This window comes from Limnovirga soli (assembly GCF_013106755.1).
Taxonomy (GTDB): domain Bacteria; phylum Bacteroidota; class Bacteroidia; order Chitinophagales; family Chitinophagaceae; genus Limnovirga; species Limnovirga soli.
Genome location: NZ_WHPF01000014.1, coordinates 117,202 through 141,940, shown reverse-complemented (window position 1 = coordinate 141,940; position 24,739 = coordinate 117,202). Strand labels below are relative to the sequence as shown.

At 37.9% G+C, this 24,739-nt stretch carries 20 protein-coding genes and 1 tRNA gene; 11 read left to right on the top strand and 10 right to left on the bottom strand.

Annotation, left to right across the window (positions count from 1 at the left end):
• The first annotated feature begins 18 nt into the window (after positions 1 to 18).
• The 7 genes from GD597_RS18045 (at position 19) to GD597_RS18015 (ending at position 5,772) form a co-directional block, all read left to right on the top strand.
• Positions 19 to 648 (top strand): hypothetical protein, encoded by a 630-nt coding sequence (locus GD597_RS18045; protein ID WP_171609305.1) that lies wholly within the window; start codon positions 19 to 21, stop codon positions 646 to 648.
• Positions 632 to 1,204 carry a phospholipase D-like domain-containing protein gene (locus tag GD597_RS18040; protein ID WP_171609304.1) on the top strand — a complete coding sequence of 191 codons (573 nt, stop codon included), beginning with the start codon at positions 632 to 634 and terminating at the stop codon, positions 1,202 to 1,204. The genes GD597_RS18045 and GD597_RS18040 overlap by 17 nt, the downstream gene beginning before the upstream one ends.
• On the top strand, positions 1,191 to 1,493 hold the full coding sequence (locus GD597_RS18035; protein ID WP_171609303.1) for a hypothetical protein: 303 nt from the start codon (positions 1,191 to 1,193) through the stop codon (positions 1,491 to 1,493). Before GD597_RS18040 ends, GD597_RS18035 begins: the two co-directional genes overlap by 14 nt.
• Complete coding sequence (locus GD597_RS18030) at positions 1,468 to 2,019, top strand: hypothetical protein (RefSeq protein WP_171609302.1); 552 nt, start codon at positions 1,468 to 1,470, stop codon at positions 2,017 to 2,019. The genes GD597_RS18035 and GD597_RS18030 overlap by 26 nt, the downstream gene beginning before the upstream one ends.
• Positions 2,009 to 3,577 carry a hypothetical protein gene (locus tag GD597_RS18025; protein WP_171609301.1) on the top strand — a complete coding sequence of 523 codons (1,569 nt, stop codon included), beginning with the start codon at positions 2,009 to 2,011 and terminating at the stop codon, positions 3,575 to 3,577. Before GD597_RS18030 ends, GD597_RS18025 begins: the two co-directional genes overlap by 11 nt.
• A gap of 707 nt (positions 3,578 to 4,284) precedes the next feature.
• The gene (locus tag GD597_RS18020; protein WP_171609300.1) at positions 4,285 to 4,692 is read left to right on the top strand and encodes a hypothetical protein; all 408 of its coding nucleotides are present in this window, start codon (positions 4,285 to 4,287) and stop codon (positions 4,690 to 4,692) included.
• A 75-nt stretch (positions 4,693 to 4,767) separates the two neighbouring features.
• Positions 4,768 to 5,772: a DUF932 domain-containing protein gene (locus GD597_RS18015; RefSeq protein ID WP_171609299.1), complete on the top strand. Its 1,005-nt coding sequence runs from the start codon at positions 4,768 to 4,770 to the stop codon at positions 5,770 to 5,772.
• Between the two features lie 594 nt (positions 5,773 to 6,366).
• Here GD597_RS18015 and GD597_RS18010 read toward each other — a convergent pair.
• The 10 genes from GD597_RS18010 to GD597_RS17965 all read right to left on the bottom strand — a co-directional run bounded on the left by GD597_RS18010 (position 6,367) and on the right by GD597_RS17965 (position 20,661).
• Entirely contained in the window at positions 6,367 to 9,684 is a 3,318-nt protein-coding gene (locus tag GD597_RS18010; protein ID WP_171609298.1) for a type I restriction endonuclease subunit R, read from the bottom strand.
• Positions 9,677 to 10,843 carry a restriction endonuclease subunit S gene (locus GD597_RS18005; RefSeq protein WP_171609297.1) on the bottom strand — a complete coding sequence of 389 codons (1,167 nt, stop codon included), beginning with the start codon at positions 10,841 to 10,843 and terminating at the stop codon, positions 9,677 to 9,679. The genes GD597_RS18010 and GD597_RS18005 overlap by 8 nt, the downstream gene beginning before the upstream one ends.
• Complete coding sequence (locus GD597_RS18000; protein WP_171609296.1) at positions 10,797 to 12,386, bottom strand: N-6 DNA methylase; 1,590 nt, start codon at positions 12,384 to 12,386, stop codon at positions 10,797 to 10,799. Before GD597_RS18000 ends, GD597_RS18005 begins: the two co-directional genes overlap by 47 nt.
• A gap of 282 nt (positions 12,387 to 12,668) precedes the next feature.
• The gene (locus GD597_RS17995) at positions 12,669 to 14,450 is read right to left on the bottom strand and encodes an AIPR family protein (RefSeq protein ID WP_171609295.1); all 1,782 of its coding nucleotides are present in this window, start codon (positions 14,448 to 14,450) and stop codon (positions 12,669 to 12,671) included.
• Positions 14,451 to 14,717: 267 nt separating this feature from the next.
• Positions 14,718 to 15,557 (bottom strand): DUF2971 domain-containing protein, encoded by an 840-nt coding sequence (locus GD597_RS17990; protein ID WP_171609294.1) that lies wholly within the window; start codon positions 15,555 to 15,557, stop codon positions 14,718 to 14,720.
• A 605-nt stretch (positions 15,558 to 16,162) separates the two neighbouring features.
• Positions 16,163 to 16,585: an rRNA adenine methyltransferase gene (locus GD597_RS17985; protein WP_171609293.1), complete on the bottom strand. Its 423-nt coding sequence runs from the start codon at positions 16,583 to 16,585 to the stop codon at positions 16,163 to 16,165.
• A 261-nt stretch (positions 16,586 to 16,846) separates the two neighbouring features.
• A complete protein-coding gene (locus GD597_RS17980) occupies positions 16,847 to 17,725 on the bottom strand; it encodes a DUF5694 domain-containing protein (RefSeq protein ID WP_171609292.1) in 879 nt (292 codons plus the stop codon).
• A 535-nt stretch (positions 17,726 to 18,260) separates the two neighbouring features.
• The gene (locus GD597_RS17975; protein WP_171609291.1) at positions 18,261 to 18,884 is read right to left on the bottom strand and encodes a hypothetical protein; all 624 of its coding nucleotides are present in this window, start codon (positions 18,882 to 18,884) and stop codon (positions 18,261 to 18,263) included.
• Between the two features lie 406 nt (positions 18,885 to 19,290).
• Positions 19,291 to 20,472 (bottom strand): tyrosine-type recombinase/integrase, encoded by a 1,182-nt coding sequence (locus GD597_RS17970; protein ID WP_171609290.1) that lies wholly within the window; start codon positions 20,470 to 20,472, stop codon positions 19,291 to 19,293.
• Positions 20,473 to 20,589: 117 nt separating this feature from the next.
• Positions 20,590 to 20,661, bottom strand: a tRNA-Glu gene (locus tag GD597_RS17965).
• 368 nt (positions 20,662 to 21,029) lie between these two features.
• On the opposite strand from GD597_RS17965, the gene gap reads away from it, so the two are divergent.
• From gap to GD597_RS17945, 4 genes are all read left to right on the top strand, one after another.
• Positions 21,030 to 22,043, top strand: coding sequence for a type I glyceraldehyde-3-phosphate dehydrogenase (gene gap, locus GD597_RS17960; RefSeq protein ID WP_171609289.1), 1,014 nt, complete (start codon positions 21,030 to 21,032; stop codon positions 22,041 to 22,043).
• A gap of 181 nt (positions 22,044 to 22,224) precedes the next feature.
• The gene (locus GD597_RS17955) at positions 22,225 to 23,424 is read left to right on the top strand and encodes a phosphoglycerate kinase (protein ID WP_171609288.1); all 1,200 of its coding nucleotides are present in this window, start codon (positions 22,225 to 22,227) and stop codon (positions 23,422 to 23,424) included.
• Between the two features lie 205 nt (positions 23,425 to 23,629).
• A complete protein-coding gene (locus GD597_RS17950) occupies positions 23,630 to 24,223 on the top strand; it encodes a LemA family protein (protein ID WP_171609287.1) in 594 nt (197 codons plus the stop codon).
• A gap of 14 nt (positions 24,224 to 24,237) precedes the next feature.
• On the top strand, positions 24,238 to 24,699 hold the full coding sequence (locus GD597_RS17945) for a TPM domain-containing protein (protein WP_171609286.1): 462 nt from the start codon (positions 24,238 to 24,240) through the stop codon (positions 24,697 to 24,699).
• Positions 24,700 to 24,739 lie beyond the last annotated feature (40 nt).

Sequence of the window (24,739 nt, the reverse complement as noted above, 5' to 3'; positions counted from 1 at the left end):
CTGTGCGGACATTGCGGTATGGAAATGATTGAACGCTGGTTGAAGGGCAGCAGAAATTTTATCATCGGCAAAACGCTATACCTGCGCTATGGGCAGGATGGTGCATTGAAAAAAGCCCTAACGGGTGCGGAAACCCCTGCCTTAAAAGTTAAGTTATTGCAAGCCATGCAAGCCCTTTGTGCTGCTGGTGAAAAAACCCCTGCCCCAACTACCGATAAGGGCGAGAAGATGCCCGATGCCCCCAACGATAGCATTTTACAGAGTATAACTGAAGATTGGAAAGCGAAGTATGCAAAAATGAAGTATCTGCAGTATGAGTTGGATAAATACGGTAGCGATAACAGCGATGCTACCAGGAGCACTTGCCATGAAATTTGCAAGCAAATTCTGGCACTTGAAAAAGAGATTAACGCACTGTGGGATAAACGGGATTACTACATTGAAAACGGAACTGTACCAGATGTTAAAACCGATGATTTTACCATTCCTGAAGACCCGTTTAAGCATGCCAAGCTAATTGATAATTTGACCAAATATGTACGGCGTTACAGGTTGATTTGCAGCAAAGAGCCGGGCAATAGCAATGCGGCCGCATTGTTGAAGAAATACCAGGATCAATTAAATATATGCCATGGCAAGAAGGATTGATTTTAATCTGTTTGCCAAACCGGCAGCAGCTACCAATAGCAGCAGCATTATGCCCGAGCAGCTAACTACGGTTATGAGTGATAGCCTTAAACTGGCTGATACCATTAACAATATTGCCCCGGGCTGCTGTGCATTTTGGGTGAGTGATGGAGAATGGAGCATGCACCAAATGCTTATGGCTATTTTGGATAAGACCGGCCCTGCCGAAGTGTACATGAGCACCTATGCCATGAGTGAAACACCGGCACGTATAATTGCTCAACTGGTGGATGAAAAGGTTATTATCGATTTGTATTGTGTGCTGGATAACCGGGTAGATGTACGCACTGCCGGCAGTTTGCAAATTATTAAAGCCATGGCCACTAAATACGCGATGGTGGATACGCATGCAAAAGTTACCGTTATTATAAATGCCCAATGGAAAATTGCTGTAGTTGGCAGTGCCAATTATACAGAGAATAAACGCTATGAAAGTGGTGTAGTGGTTTGCGATGATGCGATTGCAGACCAACAGATTAAATGGATTAAACAAGCATTAGCCGATGGAAGATCTTAACCTTTTGGATGCCATTAAACGTTTAAGCGCTGCGGGGTATACTCCGGAGCAAACTGCATTTAGGCTTGGGCTGGATAAAGATGATTTTAACAGAAGGCTTTCGGTTGGTGAAGACGAATGGAGTGTGGCCTATTTTACCGGGTTTAATAGCATTGAACTGGTAATAAGGGAGAGCGTATTTAATTTGGCGGCAAGCGGTAGCAGTCCGGCACAAACATTAGCAGTAAAAATTTTAGAAGATACCCGTAAAACCTTACGTAAAGATGGAATTGGCGAAAACGAGATTTAGTGATACCAACAGGGATGATATTGTTCGCTATCTGGAAGCAGGCGGCAACAATAATACCGAAGGTTTGATATTGAGTGATAAGCAAATGGAGCTTTACCATCGCTGGCAGTTTGCTGCTGAAAAAATACGGGAGCAAAAATATAAGCGGGAACAAATTTCCCAATTTATTATTGGTGCTTATGGTGTTAGTCGTGATACTGCTTACCGGGATATTGTAAATGCTGAATATGTATTTGCTGCCAGTTACCCGTTGAATAAGCAATTCCTGATCCAGAACAGAATTGAGTTTTTGCAGAAGAAAATTAATGATGCTTTTATTGATAAAGATTATGCCAGTGCTGCCAAACTGGAAAAGGAATTGCGGGAGTATATTGATATGTACCCTGAGAGTAAGCCGATAAGGGCGCCTAAAACCATCAACTTTATTATACAGAATAATTTAATTGTTACTCAATTAACTGCAGACCAAGCTTTTGCTGAAGCAGAAGTGGTAATTAAAGAATTGGAGGGCAAAGATGAATTCTGATAGTATTGAAGTAACCCTTCATGATAGCCAGGCATTAATACAAATTATTAATGCCAACGTTACTTATGCTGCATGGCAAAGGGGTGGCGGTAAAACAGGTGGTGGTATGGGCCCACGCATACAACGGTTAAGTGAAGTGATGCCACGCAGCCAGATTCTTTTATTTAGCGATACATATAAACGATTGAAGGAAAGGATTGTGCCCAATATTATTTTCTTTCTGGAAAAGAAGTTTGGATGGGTAGAAGGTATTGACTATGTAAAATACAAACGCCCTCCGGAGCATTGGGCAAAGCCATTGATACCATTGGATATATTTGAAAATGTTATCAGCTGCAGTAATGGATGTGCATTTTGTTTGGTTAGCCTGGCAGTTGAAGGTAGCGGCAATGCCTTTAATGCACAGGCGGCAATTGGTGATGAGGTTAAGTATTGCGATGAAGATAAAATAAACAGTGAGGTATTGCCGGCATTGCGTGGTGCAGAAGAATATTTTGGTCATTTGCCTGAGTACCTGAGTGTATGGATGTTTACGGATAAGTACGGCCCGAAAGTAAAATGGTTTTTGCGCAAGAAAAAGCTGATGAACGAGAAGGCTGTTGAAATGGTATATGTGATGCAGATGCAGATTCTTTTATGGAAACAGGAGATGCAGCAATATACCAGCACCAAAACGATCTATGAGTATAAAAATAAAATAGATGCTTACGAGGATAAGCTGAGGCGACTTAGAAAGAACCTGGTTTACTTTAGTGATATGAAACCCTTTGAGAACAAAGCCACGCTGGGTGAGTTCTTTTTTAAACGTGCCAGGCGAATATCGAGAAGTGAGTATGAGTTTAATGTATCGTTCCTCAACCATGATCCTGATAAGGTAGAGCATGCTTACTACCCTACTTTTACCAAATTAAATAAGTACAAGAGTACCAATGATTATAACCCAACCCTACCCTTTATTGGGGCAATGGATTACAATTTCAGGATTAGTCCGTTACCTGTAGCGCAGGTAAGTAAACTACCTAACTCAATTTTTGAAACGGTAAACGTGATTGATTATATCTGGGAGCTGGCGCCCAATGGAATTGAAGATACAGTAAAGGGGTTTTGTGAGAAGTACAAGCATCACCAGAATAAAGAATTCCATTACGTGTATGATCATACGGCCATAGGTAGGTCGCCAAGTAAAACAACCTTCCGCGATATATTTATAAATGCGTTCCCCGATGATTGGGATGTGATAGAACATCCGATAGGTAAAGCACCGGAACATGATACTAAGTTTGACAATTTTAAAATATGGTTGGCCAAGAGTGGGCAACATGCGATAAGAGTTAATGAGCTTACGTGTGATACGTTGATAAAAGCGATAGAGCAAACGAAAGCAGAGATTCAAGGTAATGTTACAAAGAAGGATAAGAAGAGTGAGAAGAATCCAAACTTCCCAGCAGAAGAAAGTACGCATGGGCCAGATGCATTTGATACGATAGTGTGGTGGGTATTTGAGTTTGATGGAGTGCATACATTATCAGATGGCTCAGATTTTATGAAAACAAATTAGGGCGTTGCTCACCTTCGGATGAGCCGGGCTTTCCGTTCCAAGTCCTCGCTTCGCTGTGGGCTTTCCACTTCTATCCCTAACGCAAGCAACAATTCAAACGTTATTGCATAACGCTACAATTGTTGCAACAGCCAACGTTAAATAATCATCTCCCGCACTACACCTCACCCGGCATGCCTGGGTGAGGTTCCATTTGTTAGATGTTATTAAACTAATACAATAAGGACATCTTTTATCGCATTGCTATATTGCTTTTGTCCATTCATTCACTGCGTTCATTTCTGTCTCAAATCAACTCAACAATGCTAATAGTAACAGCACTTTGGTTTTCAACCAAACAGCTGTATAAGGGCGGTCTTATGCCTCAATACTTCGGCATAAGGGGGCTGTCCGCTCGTAAACTCGCTCATAAGGGGGGCTTTTCGCCATATAGCGCACCACGGAGCGTAATAGGGCGCACTGTGGAGCGCCATATATCTATGAAAGCCATTGTCCGCACACCTGAACTTTAGGACACGCCGTGCAACTCCGTTGGGGTTCAGACGAATTTTATTTAAAAATTCGCTGAAACACTTGATTTTATTGGGTTTCCTGTTTAAAAAATAATACAAAACTTTTTACCTTAAAGTTTGTATATATTAAAACCTTTTAGTAAATTAGTGTATTATTAAAACGGTGAGACACACCGCAAAAACTGTCCGATTTTTATGTCTATTATTAAAGACACTCCGACCAATGGCGCAACCAAAGATGTTAAGCCAGCAGCAGCCCCAAAACAAGAGCAACCAAAAGCCCCCGAGCAAAAGCCCGAACTAAGCAATTTTGGAGTGCCCGCCCCCGCTAAAACCCCGAGCATTGAAGACCGCATGAACAAATTTCACGCCCTTGGCAAATTGTTAGAACGCAGGGAAAAAATTAGTGATGCAGTTGACAGCCTTTCAGATTTTTACATTAGCCCTTCAGGGGATAGTTGCAACGTTCGCCTAACAGATAGCAAAGGCAAAACCTTTGCCATCTCACACCCTATTGTAATAGGCGAAATAGTGGCAATGGCTAAAGCCAAATTATTGGCTGAACTGGCTACCATCGATAACGATTTTAATTTTAATTTCTAACCAAACCCCCACCAATGCAGCTGCATAATGCAGCTGCATTTTTTTACCTCACTACAACTTTTTAATTAAAAATTTATGGCACACAATATTAACCGCAACGCAATTACAGGAATGGACAGCTTTTTTTCAGTTAAAGAAAAAGCTTGGCACGGATTAGGGCAAATAGTTGAAAACTACCCCACCAGCGCAGAGGCAATTAAATTGGCAGGACTGGATTACAACGTAGTTAAAAAAGACCTGTTTACAGATAGTCAAAAAGTACCCAACTTTTTTGCCACAGTTCGAGAAGACACCGCCCAAATTTTGGGCATAGTTGGCGCAAAGTACCAGGTGGTACAAAATGAAACTGCCTTTACATTTTTCGATAACCTGGTGAGCGATGGCAGCGGCATAAAATACGAAACTGCAGGAGCTTTGGGCAACGGTGAGCGCATCTTTATTACCGCTAAAATGCCCGATGTTATTCGCGTTGGTCGTAATGATGATATAGAAAAATACATTTTTCTTACTACTTCGCACGATGGCAGCGGCTCAATTATGGCAGCATTTACACCCATTCGCATAGTATGTAACAATACCTTAAACATGGCGCTAAGAAACCACAGCAATGCAGTATTTATAAAGCATACAGCCAACGCAGCTGAGAAGTTAACCGAAGCCGCCCGTATTATTGCAATATCTGATAATATTACCGACCAGCTAACCACCCTATTTAACAAATGGGCTAAAACCCGTATAACCGATGAGCAGTTAAAAAAATTGGTACAGCTTGCCATGGCACCAAACAAAGAAGTATTTCAGGCAATAGTAACAGAAAATGCTGCTTTCGAATTTAGCAGCCAGTTTGTTGATACCGTTGATGATGTATTAAGCTATGCATTTGCCAGCCCAACCCAACAAATGGAAACAACGGCAGGCACTTTGTTTGGCGCATACAACGCCATAACAGGCTATTATCAAAATGTGAAAGACTATAAAAATGCCGATGCAAAGCTAAATTCTATCCTGTATGGTACAGGGTTAGTCCGCACTAAAAAAGCCTTTGAAATATGCAGTAAATACAGCGATTTTTTGAACTAACCTGAAACCCACATATTAAGCTTTACTTGCGTCGCACACTTGTGCAGCACCAAAAAGCCCGGCATTGCCCGGGCTACTTTCTTTTTTACTGCGCTTCGCTCACTCCCTCATGCTTCAGTCGTTCGCTCAGCTTGTTAAAAGAAAGTAGCAAAGAAAAAAAGTTATTTTCAGAGGATAATAATTAATTGCAGCATACAAGATGCTGATTTTCTGCTAAAACAGCTAAACGAGTTAGAAATAATTATATATGATATTGATTACCCAAATGGCAAGTATGTGCTCTACATTAATTAAGAACAGTCGCGACATCTCTGCATCACTAATTGCTTCAATCTCATCAATTATTTTCTCTGATAGTACATAAGGATACAAGTATTTTTTAATGTTGTTGCGTACAACCCCTGTGCATTTGCTGATTGATTTTACTCGTTTTTAGGGGGTCAATTTGCACTGGCGGTAGGGGGTCAGTTTACGCTGGTATTAAGGGGTTAATTTGACTGGATTTTCTCCTGATGTTCTATCGACCGTGACTGTAAGCCATTATCCTTTTTGCGTTCCCGTGTCATTGTCTGTTTAGATTTGTGTAATATCTTCTTAAATTTTCTGTTTGAAATTTTCCACCTGACCCATTACTTGATCGAACACTTCATCATTGTGTTGCGGTGGATAACCATTATTTATCAAACAAAAGAATATTTTTTGATTCAAGTCTGCTTTTACATTGGTATTGTTAAGCCAGTCCGTAAACGATGATTGCACATCAATCAACTCTTTAATTTTTTGAGCTAAAACTTTACATTTATCGTTTATAATTAAACTACCCACCTTTTTATCTACACCAAACTCAAAGTTATACTTGTCTCGTAGATGCATAAGTATATCATAGAAAGCTTTTTCCTCAAAAGTTAACCCCAGTTTTCTAAAACTATCTTTGTCTTCTCCTAATTTTGAGAGTATATCCAATGCCTGTTGAGTGGCATTTCTGATAATTGAATTTACCGCCTCTGTTTGTGTTTCTGTGGCTTCTGAAGAAGATAAACTTTCCCTTCTATTGTGGTATTCATCAAGTGTTTTCTTAAGTAACTCTTCATATTTCTCAGCTGCTATTTTGTTTGTATCCTTGTACTCTTTAATCGATTTACGAAGCATCTTAATCAAGACTTCAAGTTTGGTAGCTGGTAATTTTATGTTTTCCAATTGTTCAACAAACTCTGGACTAAAAATGCTTTCTTCTACATCGGTTTGTAGAATACTTACAACAGAATTACATTTCAACGCCTCAGCAACCATTTTTTCAACGGCACTATTCATACTTTCTGTATCGTGTTTTTCACCAGAAGTTTTTCTGATATAAGATGCTACCGCCATAAGGCACTGCGATAACGAGAGTTGCTCATTAGTAAGCACATTTGATGGCTGACAAATGTCATATGCAGTTCTCAATCGCTTCACGTGAGCTAGGAAGAATGTCTTAACGCTAACGGTTTTGGGTTTTTCCCTTTCATTGCTAAGATTTAGCTGCTCTGTCAAAGTGATTATGTAGTCGGCAGCCGATGACAGGCACTCTAATCTATCCAAAGGACTCGTTTTTGGACCAGTAAATGGTGTGATGTCAAAACCGACAAATACTTCTTTGAGTATTTTCAACTCAATAATTAGAGCCTCTAAGGCTTGTTGAACATCATCTTCACTCGGGCCAAATGTTTCTCCTCCAAACTTACGCATTGCCTCCATCATATTATCGCGAATACCTATGTAGTCAATAATATATCCGAACTCTTTGCCTGTATACTTTCGGTTTACACGACTAATTGTTTGAATAAGACTCTGTTTTTGAAGTGGCTTGTCGTTGTATAGATAAGTTAGAGAAGGAACATCGAAGCCAGTAATCCACATATCAACAACAATAACAATGCGGAAATTAGAATGGTCCGTTTTGAATGCATCATCTAACTTTTTACTGCGGGCTTTATCCCCTATGTAGGTATACATATCCGCTGGATCATCTTTACCACGTGTAGCAACCATTGCTATAGTAGGCATTGGAGAAAGTTCTTTAAACTCATCAGAAGTTAATTTACTATCGTCAGGAGATTTCCTTTCTTCGAACCATTGAGGCTTTTGTTCTCTAAACTTTTGGAGTAATCTGTAGGCAATTTTTCGCTTGCTGGCTACAATCATTGCTTTTTGTACTACATCGGGTTTGTTTTCGCAAGCATTTGAGTAGTGTTCTATAATATCTTTTGCAAGGCGACCTAAACGGTCTTCATCACCAAGAATTACTTCCATTGCACTCATTGCTGTTTTGCTGGCAGCCACATCATCTTCTGTTGCACCATCATCAGCGCATTGCTTATAGTACGCGTCTATCTCTTTTACTTTTTCGCTATCGAGCGTAACATTTGCTATGCGAGGTATATATTTTAATTCAACTGTAATATCATCTTCAACAGATTGTTGCATTGTGTATCTGTCCACAACCTCACCAAAAACTTGAATAGTCTCATCGATAGGAGTGCCAGTAAAACCAACAAAAGTAGCATTGGGAAATGCACTACGTAGATGCTCAGCATAAGGCTTTGTTATGAATGCTCCGATAGGTGTATCATCTATGCTTATGCTTTCTGTTTTTTTATCTTTTATTTTTAACTGCGAATTCAAACGTACTTGACTGCGATGTGCCTCGTCAGAAAAGCATATAATGTTTTTGCGGGTATTCAGTTCGCCTATCTCTTCGCAGAATTTTTGGATGGTACAAATAAAGAAACCGCCAGACTCTCTGATGGATAGTTCAGTTTTAAGATCTCTTCTATCAGCAATTATTTTGGCTGCACCCAACGATAAAAAATCTTCTGAACGTAGGAATAATTTACCTGCTTGTGTTTGCAGGTCATCTCTATCAACAATCATCACAATGGTAGGGGAGCCAAGCTCCTCACAACGTAAGGATAGCTGACGAGCCAAAAACATCATTGTATAGGTTTTACCACAACCAGTTGCTCCAAAGTATGTTCCACCTTTTCTATTGTTTGCAGCGTGTGCTTTTAGTACACTCTCCTTAAGCATTCTGGTAGCAAAAAATTGAGGGTAGCGACACACTACCTCTTCATCTTTGTCGTATTTTTTGTCAGGGAAATAAACGAAGTCCCGAATAATTTCTAAAAAGCGATTGGGCTCGTACACTCCTGCAACAATGGTTCTAACCTGGTCGCTACCTCGCTTTGCAGACTCGTCCTCATTATTTACTTTCTTCCACGCATAGTAGTGATTGTAGGGTGTGTAACTTGTACCAAGTTTTGTATTGTTTACCGTGGCATCGCTAATACAAGAGAGTACAGAATAACGTAAAAGATGTGGTATATCTCTTTTATATCGATTATGAATTTGGTCATATGCATTTGCTATTGTTGCATTGAAGTCGATTGGGTTTTTAAGTTCGAAGATACATAGCGGAATACCATTAACGAAGAGTAATACATCGGGTATGCGTTTATCGTCTTTCAGTCCATATCCTACTTCGAATTGATTTACACAGCGATAAATATTGTTACTATTTTCAGCCTCAAAATCGACAAACTCGATATCAAATGTTTTTCCATCTTGATTGCGTGTATAACGAAATCCATCACGCACAAGGTAGTAGGTGTTACGAAGTAACTCGAAATGGGTTTGACCACTTACATAGCGCAAGCGGTTAGTAATTTCTTCAATATCACTCTTCTTTAAATCGGTATAACGTTGCTCAAGATAATCGGTTAAATCATTTACAAGTAATACTTCACGATTGTTGCGAGCTATACTGCCCCCGTGTTTGTACTCCCAACCTTGCTGAACAAGCAGGTCGATAAGGGCTTCTTCATAATCGCTTTCGTAATATTTACCTTTCATATAATCATTCATTTTACTATCCATTTATGGCTCTTTGCACCAATGCAGGACAGAGGTTTTTCATTTTTTCACGAGCATCGTTTGCAATCTTTTTTGCCTCTTCGGCACAATTATATATATCTACAATTGCTTGTTGTACCTCAGGTGGTGGAAGCGGAATAAGAACTTTACATAATTCGCTCCAGTCAAAAGTTTCTCTGGCACTGCCCCAAGAGTTAAAAATTGCATATCTATCAAACTCTTCCCCTCTGAAAATTAGATGCAAGAACCCAATATTTAATTTAGACTCATCTTTAGAACGAATAACTTTATTGACTTGGGTAACAACATAAGTCTCGTTAGTCATATTAAGTGCATTTGCAAAACATTTCTCATTCTTAGTAGTTTGCACATATGACAAATGATTTGGTGGAACTAATTTGTAGCCCTCTAATTCATCTTTATTGACTTTTGCACCAGTTTCTTTGAACTCCTTGGTTACAGATACACTTTTTACAGCTTTTATTTTCTTATCAGAGTTTCTTTTATCATACTCCTCTATATACCCCCCAAGTTCAACTTCAGGGTGCTTTTTTTTGCAATCTACAATATAGGCCTGACAAGCCTCGGTGAGTGGTTTGATTAAGGCTTCGTTTTGTTCTGCCAATGCCTTTAATCCATTATACGTATCAACTAATTCCTGCTGAATCTCAATATCGGGTAGTGGTATTTGAATGCGACAAAACTCACTCCAATCAAATGTTTCTCTGGCACTTCCCCACGAATTAAAGCGAGATAAACGATCAAACTCAGAACGGCTTAAAAATAAATACAGGTATTCTGGTAATAATTTCTTTGTATCAATTGAGCGAAACGTTGTATAAATTGAAGAAATCAGAACAGGTTTATTAGTTGTGTTTAACCCCAACGCAATTTTGTCACCTCTTCGAGAGGTGTCTGATACATATGCAAATTCATCTCTATGAACCACTTTATAGGATGTCAAAGAGACTCCGTCTAAATTTGCTTTTGTTGGGATAAACTTTTTTTCTGTGCTTATTCCTTGAATATCATCAAGTGTATATTCTTCATCATTATTTCTTTCATCGCAAAGCTCAATATAGTCTCCCAAACGAACCAAGTTAGTATCCTCTTTATTAACACTCATAACCAAGTTGCTTAAGGGCGTTACGTAATGTTTCATCGTTTTGTTTTTGACAATTCAATAGCCTCGAAACGGTCGTTGCTGTTTCTGTCAATACTTGATGATAGTCGATGGTGGTGTCACGGTCCACGAACTCGATATATCGGCTTGGAACAAGCGAATAACCATTCTTATCTAACTCTTCAAAGCCAACAGAACGATATGTTTCGGGTTCGGCATAATTTGTTCCATCCGTACCCTCGCTTTGCCACTTGAAATAAATTTGTGCTGCTTTTTTAATTTGGTCGGCTTTCAGTTCCACTTTCTTTTTCTGCTCACCCTTTACCGGGTTTTCAGTCCACTGGCGTAAGTCCATAAACAGAATTTCTTTTTGTCTGTTACGCAATTTGCGACCATGCCACATTCCACCCTTTTTATTCTCGTTCAATATCCAAAGCGTTACAGATATATCGGTAGTATAGAACAGTTCACGGGGTACTACGATAATGGCCTCAATTTTATCATTTTCAATTAGCTTTTTCCGAATTGCTACAGCATCACCATCACCCAAAGCACCATTAGCAAGTAAGAAACCTGCTAAGCCCTTACCAGCCTTCAACTTCGATAGCATATGCAAAATCCAAGCATAGTTGGCATTGCCTTCAGGTGGCACTGAATAGTCTGCCCAGCGTCTATCTTTACTCATTGATATATCATACCATTTCTTTAGATTAAATGGAGGATTTGCCATAATAAAGTCGAATGTCAACCCTTTGTGCAAATCATTGGAAAATGTATCGGCATTTTGCTCTCCAAGGTGATGTGAGATACCACGCATAGCAAGATTCATTTTGGCAAGCCGATATGTTGCTGGGTCTCTCTCCTGTCCATACACGTTCACCATTTTAATATCACCTTGTTTTGCCTCAACATACTTTGCACACTGAATAAACATACCGCCCGAACCACAGCAAGGGTCATAAAGCGTTCCATCATAGGGCTCAATAAAAGCGGCTATCAACTCAACTATATCGTGAGGTGTATAAAATTCGCCTTCCTCTTTAGTTGCATTCACTGCAAAAGACTTTAGGAAGTACTCATACACACGACCAATCAAATCTTTCTCTTCGCCAAAGGTTTTATGCGAAATTTTATTCACCTCGTCAACAACTTTCTTAATAACGTTAGCTTCAAGGTTAATTTGAGTAAACAAACCGATACGTATGCAGCCTTTCAAGGCTTCACCACTATTCTCAAGTTCCTGAATAGCATCATCAAGTGAGGCATTTAATTTTGAAGAAGGTTGGTCTATAATCATCGACCAACGTGCTTTTTCAGGTACAAAGGCTATTCCTTTATAACGACTTGGGCTATTTAGGAATGATTTTATTACTTCTTCATCAGTAATGCCATTGTTGAGACATTCTTGTCTCATTTCACTCTGTGTATTTTCAAACTTCTCGCCAATAAATCGCAAGAATATCAGCGTTAAAAGCAAGTCACGTTTGTCCATTAACGAAGCATTACTTCGTAAATATTCCCTGCAATTAAATAGAATGGATTCTAAATTGAGTGTATCTGTTGTTTTTTGTTTCTTGGCCATATTAAATTATTCATTTCAATTTTATGATTTCCGTGTCAGGATGTCGCTGTCTTTTTACACTTGCTGCCTACGTCGAGAATTAACGCAAGGGGGGGGATATTAGCATTCCGTCTGCCCACTGGTCAAGCCCATTTAGTTGCGCTTTTAATAAAGTTAGCGAAAAAGCAAATTAGAAAATGTCAAGCCGATAACCAATGTACAATACACACAGCCGAAGTTTGAACGTCAAGCCCTGCTTGCACAAAACCCCATGGTACCAGCTGGCATTCGTGTAAGCCGCTGTCACTGTCCGTTGTGAGTGATTTTCAACATTTCCCAACCATACCTTTTGTTTGCAATTGTCATACAGTCAACAAAGGCAATCCGTGTTTTAAGAAAACTGTATTTGCCGTCAACCATATAATCGTCATACTTTTTTAGTTTAATAAGTTCTGATAAAATAATTCTAATTTTTTTGGAACCGATGTCCTTAACTATTGAATTAAAGTCTGCTTCGACGGACAGCGTATGTCCATAATTTTCAAGTATGTCGTCAGCATATTGGTCGTTTAAAAGACCTTGAATTGCCAACGCCCAAACAAGGTTTCTGGCATAGCGAACAAAGAAATATTTATTTTCGCCTCTGCTTTCGATTTCTTTGATAATGGCATTTAGTCTAAATTGAACTTTGTACGAAATAATGATTTTCCTTGTGTCGGCTTTTATAAAATCAGGTCTAAATGTTTTCTCATATAAGGTGTCCGTTTCAAATACTTTCCCAATTTCTGAAACCTTGTCAATTTCACCTTGTATTGCTAAAAATGTTTGAGCCAGTTTTTTTATTTTGATTTCTTTATGGTGTTCAATTCCTAATTCTTCAAGGTCAGAATCTCGTAGGTTAGCAAAAGAATTTTCTTGTCTTTCATAGAATATTCCGTCATTACGAAACTTGTCATCAAATTCAAGTTGTATTAAATCGTTTGCTCTTAAATTCCAGGATTCGACAGGATTTTGTTTATTATTTGAAATTGTTACTTGAGTTACAAACTCCTGTGTACCGTTTGTAATTATTTTTCCGATTACTTCAATTTGTTTTAAAGTTTCTTCGTATTCTGAAAAGTTTGGTTGCTTTTGAATGTCTTCGACAAACCGAGATAGTGTTGTAATTGTCTGTGCTCCATTTAACACACGAGGTTCAACTATTTTAGTTGTTCCGTTTTCAGATTCTAATTTTTCAGCAAATAGTGTTATTCCATTATGATGGAATGTAAAATATTCAGGACTGATTTTTTTATTTAGTACAATGTCTTTGAGTGATTTTTTAATTGCTTGATTTGGTGCTAAATCAGCTTCAAGTCCTGCACGGATATTCTTTTCAAATAGACGTTGTTTCATATCTACGAACATTCTGTAAAGGTCGTAAAGGCTTATGAAACCTAAATGAAGCATTTCGTTACCCGATGCTTTTTTTACAGACTGTGCTTTAAATGCAATGTTGTATTGGAAAGTTTTTTTAGTTCTTGATGTTTGATTTATTTTTTTTGTTTCATTTGAGATATACTGAATTGTCAACGTTATTTCATTGCTGTTAAAGTAGCTGTCTATAAAATGCTTTTTAGATTCCAGTTCCTCCCTTAAACTTTCTAATACTCTGCTTCCTTCTGCCTTTTCAGGTTCGCCATTGAATACAAAGCATATATAAACCTTGTTGATTATGTCCTTATATTCTTGTAATTCGAGTTTGAGTTTTGGAACAACTTTATTTATAAATGAGTCGGTATAAGGGTCGCCAAAAATTCGTTCAACTCCGTGTTTGATTAGCCTTTTATAAGTTTCTTTAAATAATTCATAATTGTCGCTCCACTTGAACTGATACAAATAAAGATTTTTGGCTTCTTTGTCAATATAGTAGCCGTCAATACCATAATCGTTATTTCCAAAAGCACAATTGTCTAAAATAGATTCGATTGGTCTTTCAAACTTATCAGAAATATATATTGGAGTAAAGTAATCTTCTTTTAGTCCGCCGTATTTTGATTTTAAAAGATTGTGGGTTTCTGTCAACCTGTCCAGTGTTATTGCCATTTGTGAAGTTGGTTTTGTCTGTACCTTTAAATTATTAGATTGGTTGTTTTTTGTTTACCGGTAACGTTCCGGGGCTTAGCGAAGTTGGGGATTTTATAACTGTCCGCCCAGAACCGATACTGAATTTATAATTAAATTTTGAAGTTGCGTACAAATGCCCGGTGATGTTGTGTCCGCCCGAACCAATGATGATAATGATAAAATGTTGAAGCTATGTTTGTCCAGCCCCAATTTTGCTAAACCACCTGTTGTAGGCAGTTTTGATGTCTATTGTATTTTTTCCTTGTCAAAACCAAAGGCGTCTGCTTTAACTACTAACTTATAGAAAGAAACTTCAGGAAGTGTTTGTTTTGATGCGGCGATTATTTCGTTTTGTGTTTCTTCACTTGTATTTAGTCCAAAAATGATTTCTTCAACAGCGTCTGCAGGAAATGTATTTACTCTATTTCTATAGAAACCCACACCCACTGTTAAAAACCTTAATTCTTGTTCAGATTGCCACTTTGTTGATTTTCTGAAAAGTTCTTTTTCAAGCAATCCAGAGTTGTCACCCATTATATGATAATCTAAAGGTGTGTCATTATAATCTACAAGTCCAACTGCACAATTTAAAACTCTTGCTAATTTTACTGTGTTGAAGCCGATTGCAAAACCGTTATGATTGTTTCCATAATGAGCCCACATTGGTTCATTGTCAAATGCCGAACAGAAACTAAGCACACCAATAGTGTCATATCTTGAACTGTCAAGGACGTAGTCCATTCTATTCTTTTTAAAATAGGTGACTGGGTCTTGGATAATAGATTGCAATCTTATTTCCACTTCTTGCTCTAATTCTTCATCAGATAAGTCAGGTCGTATTGATTTGCCTGAGTCTCTAATTCTTTTCCGTGCTACTTCCACATCAAAGTTGGGTACAACAAAATTGTAAGGAGGTCTCACATCATACGGGTCATTCAAAGTATGCGGTTGTGCAAAGTATAGCTCTTGCTGTGTTATAATTGTTTTATGAAAATCATTTTCCCAGTCTCTGTACTTATAAATTATTGGAGGTGTTTTTTCTGAAATTTCCTTTGCAATTTCTTCAAAGTTGTTATAAACTGTCATAATAATTGGTTTTATGTCCTGCCGTTCTTTAAAATATTAGAGTGTGTCTGCAAATTGCCTACAACTCAAGGATTGATGATATTATTTGTTATAATATATAATTTAAACACATTGATAATCAACAAACTGTTATTATACATTTTGTATTGTTTATAGCATCAATCTAATTAATTAAAATAGCTACAAAGCAGTTTAACAAATTTATATATCCTGGTAATACAAAAAAGCGTGATTTATCACGCAGTTTGGTCTGTGATAAATCACGCACCCCGTGATTTATCACGTTTTTGGCTAAGGTTTATAGCAATTTAAATTTGTGGCACGATTTTATTTTTAAAATGGGCTGTTTTGCCTTTGTAATAGCCCAATAATAATCCCACCGCACAAGTGTGCGACGCAAGTAAAGCCAAATGCTTATTCAAGTGCCTGGCTAAAAATTTCTATAATGTAAATTGCTGCAGTTAATAAAATAGGCGCCGAGTTTACGGTTGTACCGTTCCATTATGGCGCTGCTCCTGTGGCGGTTTTGCATTTGCTGCCATTTATAACCCATGCTTGCGGTTCGGAGTTCATCTGCATCAATTCTTAAGTATCGCTCCTGATAGCTAGTTAATTCTATCAAGTGCCCGATTTATTCCAGCTTTAATCATATTACCATATCCATTGTCAGGAAGATAAGTTGAAAAAGAGAAAGCTGCCTTGTAATTGATTTTTGCATTTTCAAAATCACTTAGGTCTTCATAGCATTTTCCAATGTTCAAATAAAGAGAGGGCAAAGTTTCTTTAATGCTATCATCGTTAATTTTTAAAGCATGTTTTAATGCCGTATTGTCCCAATTTAATTTATCCAAAATGCTTTTTTGTTGTCGAGCCATATAATGTGCAGCAGTAAATTTTTCAAAGTCAGTTGAAGCAAAATTCCATGCTTCTTCAAACCGATTGTTGGCTTCTATTAATTTGCCTTGTCCTTCCAGTTCCATGCCTGCAGCACAAAGTTGCACAACCTTATTGTCTTGATTAAATTCCATTGATGCTTGAATATATTTCTGCCTTAATTGTCAAATATCGGTTTACCTCGTAGGGTCTCTTTACAATGACCGCTAACCCAAACGGATTGGCGACCAGTTTGCATTTGAAAATCCTCAGCCCGTAACCGCTGCTAAATTTATAAATATAAATTCATTGTTTATTCGTTTGCTCGGCTTTATTCGTCGGCTGGATCTGAAGACGATCAGCGAATAAAAAATTGAGAATATATTCGTCGCCCCGCCATATTGTCAAACCGATTTTTACCGGTTGCTTTGGTTTTTCAGGTCGTCAAATTTTATGTAATTATATTCTGGTGTACATTTTAGAAGTTGGTCTAAAATCGAAATATGTCCTGCTCCAAATAAAACTAAAATTCTGTCATTTGATGAAGTTGTAATTCGTTGAATATTTCTGAAAATTCGCAAATTTCGGTCATACCAATAAGTGGCTAATGCGTCTGCACCATTGTATTTTCCGTTTTTAAATTCTCCCGATAAATAATATCCATAATCACGCAAAAATCTTTTCTGGGAATTAAAATACTTGAAATACTCAAACAGTGGTACTTTTAAATTCTGCTCTGTTTCGTACTCAATCCATTTTTTGTAAGTAGGAATAGCCTTAAAAGAATAGTCCTTGAATATTTCGTCGATATATGGTTTAATTACAGTTGAATCTTTTGATTCGCTTAAATCGTCAGCAATTGTGCTTGCATCAACACAGTAAACTGTATCTAACTTGAATCTATCCATAAGTCTAAATGCTATTTGCTGAATTTCGTCTCGTCCTAATTCTTTTTTCCCTGTTTTATACATTCTATACTTTTCCATTGCATTCCATTGTACAGGAGCTTCAATACAAATTTTAGTTGGCCTAAATATGGCTATATAATCTAACAGTTTTTGTAATTCCTTCTGTTTTTGTTCTGATAAAATATCAATTTGTTTTGACTTGTCCACTTTATTTGCGTCTAAATTTGGATATTCAAAATGAAAAGAACCTAAAAGAAATATTTTAGGTAAGCTGTCAACTCCTTTTGGAATTAAAAAATCATCTGGGTCTTTAATTTTTTGTGCTTGTAAAAAAAATGAAGTCAGTAAAAAACCTACTAATAGAAATTGAGTTCTAAAATTTGTCATATTATATTTTTTTGTGAGTAGTCTGAATTTTCGGTAAAATTACAGATAACGAACCAGTATTGCCGCAGATGGGATATTTAATGCTGTGTCTGCCCACAACTGCAGCCTAATAATAATTTAAAAGTACAAGTTAACAGCTATTTGCCGAACAGAATTCCGTCAAGCTCGGATGCAGTACAGTAGCGATTTTGTCTCGTCCTAAAATTAGTTGACTCGTTAATTCATATAAATTATTTTCCTTAGGAAAAATTCCGTGATTTTTTAAATTGTCAATAATTTGAACAATTTGATTTTTTAAATCTTGTAGAGTCATAATTATAATGGTGGTGAAATATTACGCCCAACGAACATGGCTTTATGCAGGTTGGGAATTAGAATTCCGTCTGCCCTGGCCGCTGCTGATTGTAAATATTTTGTTGAAATTAAAACTAATGCTCAATATTGTTTGTCCAGCCGTAACCAATGCCCGCCTTTGCAATTGACTGAAATTAGTTTCTCAAGCCTAACTTGCATAAAACCCCATGTTGTAGGCAGTTTATTCATATTTTCTCATGCTATTTCTAATTTGGTGCATTTGATTTCTTAACTCTGTGTCAGCTATTTTATATTCTTCGCCAACTTTTTTCATTGCTTGGTCTAAATTATTTTCTGCATCGATATAAATTTGATAGGCCTCAGCTTCTTGATTACCACCGATATTTCTTAAATATTGATCATGTGTAAACTCTACATTTTCTGTATATGGAGCTAACATATTTAGGCTATCATAAAAATGTGTCAAAATTTGATTTGAAGTGAAGTTTGATTGTAAATCAAAATATAGTCCTATTGCGTTGGATAAAGCTAGAGATGAACTATTTGCCAAAGCGATTTTGTCGTCGATTTGCTTTAAAAAATTATTTGTTAAGTCTTGCCCAACATTCGAATCGCTCTCCCTATAACGACTATATAAAATACTTAATTGGTTTAGCGCTTCAGAAAAATGCGAGTATTGCATTATAGCAGCTTCAGCTGCTTGTAATTTTTTTGAGAAAAATTGTTTTTTTAATTCAAAGGAAAATTCATTTTTCTGTTGTACAATCTCCAAAAATTTCGTGATTATTACTGTCATGGTTGACCCAACTAAACCACCCAAAATTCCGATTAGTTCTCCACTCATATTTTAAATTTAGTAGTAACGTCGATGAAATCGCCTACAACTCAAAGATTGATGCTATTAATTGATATAATCCAAAATTTAAAACCATTGATAATCACCAAAGTGTTATTATACATTTTGTATTGTTTATAGCAGCAATCTAATAAAGTAAAATAGTTTGAAATCCCTACCACAAATTTATATATCCTGGTAACACAAAAAAGCGTGATTTATCACGCGGTTTGGTCTGTGATAAATCACGCACCCCGTGATTTATCACGTTTTTGGCTAAGGTTTATAGCAATATGAATTTGTGGCACGATTTTATTTTAAAAATCTGCTTTTTTGCCTTTGTAAAAGCCGAGTAATAATCCAACCGCACAAGTGTGCGACGCAAGTAAAGCCACATGCTTATTCCCCTGCTTGGCTAAAAATCTCTAAAATGTAAATTGCTACAGTTAATAAAATAGGCGCCCAGTTTACGGTTGTAGCGTTCCGTCATGGCGCTGCTGCTGTGGCGGTTTTGCATTTGCTGCCACTTAAGATCTATATTGTCTTTGTTGTTTAACAAGTAATCAATATTACCGGTATGTTTAAGGGCGTACATATCTTTTGTAATGCCCATTCCATTCTTAACAGTGTCAAGCCATCGGGCGGTGGCACGTTGGCGGTTAAGCTTTGTTTTGCCGGGCATAAAACCGGTACTATCGCCACTAAAAATGTAATAATTGCCGGGGTAATTTTGCAGGTTAATACTGGCCAGCAGCTTTTTTAGCGGCGGCACAATTTGCACGTAAGCACCCTGTTTATTTTTAGTTTCGCCCTTTGGGAAACGAATAATGTTTTGCTGCAAATCAATATCAGCAATTTTTAAACGGGCAATTTCGGCAGGCCGAGCCCATGCAAAATAGATCATGCCGAGAAATACAATAAAAGGCTGCTGCCCTTCGCGCAGGTTATGTAAAATAATATCTAACTCCTTACTACTAATAGGTTCAAAACGTTCCACCTTGGTAGGCTTCTGCGTTTTTTTCATGCGATCAATATTATCAAACGGGTTTAGCAAACACCACTTTTTTACTTTGATGGCATGTTTCCAAATGGCCGTAAAATAACTTAGCGAAGAATTGATGGTTTTAACGGATAGGTCCAACTCCTTATCCATATACACCCGGTAATCATCGGCCTGCTGCTCAGTAAAATCTTGCATAGAAAATGATTCCAGGTTGTGGGCTTCTACAAACTTTTTAAACCGGTTAAGTTGCTCGTTCAAAGTATCAATCTTGTATTTGGATGCACTGGCGGTTAAATCTCTAATTATCAATTGCAGTTGGTCAAGCACTGGTGGCATTTCCTGTTTATCCTTTTCAATTGCCGTATAGGGGCTCCAACCACTTTGCAGCTTTTTGTTCATGAACTTCACAAACTCGTTGCCGTAAGCAAGTCTATCTTGTAAATTGGGGATGCGATTGATGTTAAAACGCTCTTTAAATCGTTGGTAGGTATCGGTGGTACCGGGCTTTAGGTAGTAATATTCAATGTACCATTCCTTTGAAAGGTCTCCTTTGGCGAAGTAAAGCTTGGCTTTTTTAAATAAAAAAGAAGTCATGGGTACTTGATTTTTGAATTGTTCAATTAGTCCATAACTTCTTTCTTTTGCCCGACTTTTCGCCCGACTTTTTTTATCGGCATAGCGTAAGTCGTTGGTTTTCAACGGTTTATTTTGTAGAGCGTACGGGAATCGAACCCGTGATTCCTCCGTGAAAGGGAGGTGTCTTAACCCCTTGACCAACGCTCCATTAAGAAAACAAGGTTAAACCTTGATATCCTTTTTTGTTTTGGGAGTGCAAAAATAGGCGAGTGAAATTAACTGGCAAAACTTTTTTTATTTTTTATTCTATTCTTACCTGCAAAGCATTGTATTACCCGTTTAAAAATAATCCCTTTCCTATGCTTCTTTATTTATTATAATCAATGTAGCCTTTTAGGCCTATCTGTTTAAGATTCAACTATTCAACAAAAAAATATGTGGCGAAATGAAGTAAAAAGGGCTAAAAAATCCTGCGTTTCAAACGAGGATTTCAATTAATAATGAAAAAATATCATAAAAAATCTACCGAATCATTGTAAATTCGCGAAGTTTTTAAAAACTTAAATAAATAAAACATGAGCACAGTAAAAGTTGCGATCAACGGTTTCGGACGTATCGGCCGTTTGGTTTATCGTCAAATCTACAACATGGAAGGTATTGATGTGGTTGCAATTAACGATTTAACCAGTCCTAAAGTATTAGCACATTTATTAAAATATGATAGTGCCCAAGGCCGTTTCGATGCTACCGTTACCGCTACTGAAGATTCAATCGTTGTAAACGGAGATACCGTTAAAATATATGCACAAAGAGATCCTGCACAAATTCCATGGGGCGCCCATGAAGTTGATGTAGTAATCGAAAGCACAGGTTTCTTTACCGATAAAGCAAAAGCAGAAGCACATATTACTGCAGGTGCCAAACGTGTAGTTATATCTGCACCAGCAACAGGTGATCTTAAAACAGTTGTATACAATGTAAACCACAACATTTTAGATGGCAGCGAAACCATCATCAGCTGTGCATCTTGTACAACCAACTGTTTGGCTCCAATGGCTAAAGTGTTAAACGACAGCTATGGTATCGTTACTGGTATTATGACTACCATTCACGCTTACACCAACGACCAAAACACATTAGATGCACCGCATCCAAAAGGCGATCTTCGCCGTGCACGTGCAGCGGCAGCCAATATTGTTCCTAACTCAACAGGTGCAGCAAAAGCCATTGGTCTTGTATTACCAGAATTAAAGGGCAAACTGGATGGTAGCGCACAACGTGTACCAACCATCACTGGTTCTTTAACTGAATTAACTTCTATCCTTTCTAAAAAAGTAACCGTAGAAGAAATCAACGCAGCCATGCAGGCCGCCAGCACAGAAAGCTTTGGTTATACCGAAGATGAAATTGTAAGCAGCGATATTATTGGCACACACTTCGGTTCTTTGTTCGATGCAACACAAACCAAAGTATTAACCGTTGGCGATACACAACTGGTTAAAACAGTAAGCTGGTACGATAATGAAATGAGCTATGTAAGTCAACTGGTACGTACTGTAAAGTTCTTCGCCGGTTTAATTACAAAGTAATTTTTTAGCCAGGGGTAAAGCACAGCTATGTAGCTTTACTTGCGTCGCACACTTGTACTTACAAAACACTGCGCAGCAAAGCGCTAAGTATAAAAGAATAAAAGCCGCAGTGGAAACGCTGTGGCTTTATTTTTTAAGGTAAATTATCAACCATTCATTCAATTGAACCAAACTTATTACCATGATCACATTTGCAGACCACAATTTCGCCGGACAAAAAGCACTGGTACGGGTAGATTTTAATGTACCGCTGGATAAACAAACCCTGGCTATTACTGATGATACCAGAATGACTGCCGCATTACCCACCATCAAAAAAATACTTGCCGATGGCGGAAGTGTAATTCTAATGAGTCACCTGGGCCGCCCCAAAGGTGGACCGGAAGATAAATATTCATTAAAACATATTGTAGCCCATTTAAGCGAATTACTACCTGGCACCAGCGTAATATTTGCCAACGATTGTATCGGTGAGCAAGCATATGAATTTGCTGCAGCGCTGCAACCAGGTCAGGTATTATTATTAGAAAACCTGCGCTTTTATAAAGAAGAAGAAAAAGGCGAAGAAGCTTTTGCACAAAAATTATCAAAACTCGGCGATATTTATATCAATGATGCATTTGGTACAGCACATAGGGCACACGCTTCCACTGCCGTAATAGCGCAATATTTCAGCAGCGATAAAAAAGGCTTTGGCTTATTAATGAATAGCGAAGTAGCCAGTGCAGAAAAAGTTTTACATCAGGCCGAAAAACCTTTCACAGCTATCATTGGTGGTGCCAAAGTTTCTGACAAGATTCTCATTATCGAAAACCTGTTGGAAAGAGCCACAGATATTATTATTGGTGGTGGCATGGCTTATACATTTATGAAAGCCCGTGGTGGTAAAATTGGCAATTCACTTTGTGAAGAAGACCGTTTGGACACAGCCAAAGAATTATTACAAAAAGCCCTGGATAAAAATGTAAGTATACATTTGCCCGAAGATTCTGTAATTGCCGATAAGTTCGCAGCAGATGCTGATACCAAAGTATGTATGAGTGATGCCATACCAGATGGCTGGATGGGTTTAGACATTGGCCCAAAAGCTGCCGGCATATTCTCTGAAGTAATTCGCCGCTCAAAAACTATTTTATGGAACGGTCCAATGGGCGTTTTTGAAATGGAAAAATTCCAGGCTGGTACAAAAGCGGTGGCAGTTGCCATTGCAGAAGCAACAGGCAATGGTGCCTTTTCGCTGGTAGGTGGCGGCGATAGCGTTTCTGCCGTTAACCAATTTGGCTTTAATGATAAAGTAAGCTATGTTAGCACCGGCGGTGGTGCCATGCTGGAATATTTTGAAGGCAAAGAATTACCAGGTATTGCTGCTGTAAAGGCATAAAACTAATATCTAAATCATTAAATGCATAAAACTGAGGTGTAATAAGTGGGGTTATATGCCATTTTTGATTGAATAATACGGTAAACCATATTACCACAAAAGCCACCGAATTTACCGGTGGCTTTTGTTTTATGCTATATTGTCATATTTCATTTTCGTGGTGTACGATTTGATGTATATTTATTCAATAAAACAGATAAAGATCATGAAAACTAAAAACCTTGCATTAATAGTTATTGTTGCTTTAATAGTTGTACTGGGCGGTTGTGGCTGCAGCAGTTATAACGGGCTAGTAAAAGGAGATCAGGATGTAAAACAGGTATGGGGAAATGTAGAAACCAATTACCAACGCCGTACAGATTTGTATAGCAGCGTTATTAAAACCATTGAAGGTTCGGCCAATTTTGAAAAATCTACTTTAAAAGAAGTAATGGAAGCCAGGGCAAAAGCCACCAGTGTTACAGTTGACATTAACGATCCCGAATCTCTGGCAAAATACCAGGCAGCACAGGGACAGTTACAAAGTGCATTTGGCCGTTTAATGGCAGTTGCAGAAGCTTATCCTGATTTAAAAACTACCAAATCTTTTCAGGATTTTCAGGTTCAGATTGAAGGAACTGAAAACCGTATAAATCGTGCACGCCAGGATTATAACCAATCTGTAAACGGGTATAACCTAAGTGTAAAAACTTTCCCTAACAGCATTTTTGCAGGTATTTTTCACTTTACTGAAAAACCATACTATAAAGCAGATGCAGGTAGCGAAAAAGCACCGGATATTGAGTTTAACATCAAATAACCTACAACACCAAGATGTTTTCACTATTTAAGAAAAAAGCAGTTGATCTTTTATCGCAGGCAGAAAAAGAGTTGATTTTGCAGGCAATACAGGCAACAGAAAAAGCAACCAGCGGAGAAGTGCGTGTTTATATTGAAACAAATTGCACTTATGTAGATGCCATGGACAGGGCAGTTGAGTTATTTTATAACCTGCAAATGGATAAAACAGTGTACCGCAATGCCACGCTGGTATATGTTGCCTTAAAAGATAAACAACTGGCTGTTTTTGGCGATGAAGGTATTTATGCTAAAACAGGCAAAGAATTTTGGCATGAGGCGGTAGCACATATGTTACAGCATTTTAATAAAAGCGATTATGCCAGAGGCATTTCGGCAGTAGTTACAGAAATTGGTGCAGCGCTGGCCCACCATTTCCCCTACGATGCAGCTACCGACAAAAATGAATTGCCTGATGAGATTGTTTTTGGAAAATAATCAAAATAAATGCTGCCCGTTTGGGCAGCATTTTTCTATA